The following is a 914-nucleotide window of genomic DNA, read 5'->3' on the forward strand; positions in this document are numbered from 1 at the left end:
TAATAAGATGGTACGCCCCACACCTGCACTACACTCAGCTATGTCGCTGAATATTGGGAGGTGCCATCATGTCGGCAATCAAAGTTATTGGAATCGATTTAGGTAAGTCTACTTTTCATCTAGTTGGCCACGATTATAGTGGTCGTGAACAATATCGGCACAAATTATCTAGAAGTAAATTACTACAGTTTATCTCTGTGCATGAACCAACATTGATAGCAATGGAGGCTTGCTGTGGTGCTCACTGGCTTGCAAGAAAATGCCAAGAATACGGGCATCAAGTTAAACTTATCCCACCTCAATATGTAAAACCTTACGTTAAAGCTCATAAGAATGACTTTATCGATGCAGCTGCTATTGCTGAGGCATCTACAAGACCTAATATGAGGTTCGTTTCTCCAAAGAGTGAGCAGGCTCAAGTAGGCGTCGTTATTCGGCGTGTTAGAACTGGTTATATTAGGGAGAGGACAGCAACGATGAACCGTATTGGTTCGATGTTAATAGAGTTTGGCATCAGCTTTCCACGGGGTCATGCAAACATGAAAAAGCTGTTTCAATGGTTAGCGGACAACAAAGAACCGATCCCTCCGTTATTGGTTCAGGAACTACAAAATCAGCTCGACTATTACAATCAACTGAATGAACGGATAAAAGAGCAAGACCGAAAAATAGAAAAACTGAGTTCCGAAGATGAACTTTACACTTTACTTCAAACGATACCAGGTGTGGGTCCCATGACTGCATCTTGCTGTTTATCGTGTGTTGGAAAACCTTCAGATTTTTCTAATGGTAGAAACTTTGCAGCGTGGATCGGACTTGTACCATTCCAGTACTCGACTGGAGGGAAACAACGGATGCTGGGAATTTCAAAGCGAGGAAATAAAGAGCTGAGAGAACTCTTTGTTCATGCCGCA

1 protein-coding gene is annotated in these 914 nt (G+C 42.3%); it reads left to right on the forward strand.

Translation table 11 applies throughout. The annotated features are described in order from the left end of the window. Positions 1 to 68: 68 nt before the first annotated feature. A partial coding sequence (locus IQR33_RS11440) for an IS110-like element ISVpa1 family transposase (RefSeq protein WP_193837158.1) occupies positions 69 to 914 on the forward strand: 846 nt, incomplete at its 3' end.

The sequence above is a fragment of the Vibrio sp. OPT46 genome, assembly GCF_015163535.1.
Lineage (GTDB): Bacteria > Pseudomonadota > Gammaproteobacteria > Enterobacterales > Vibrionaceae > Vibrio > Vibrio alginolyticus.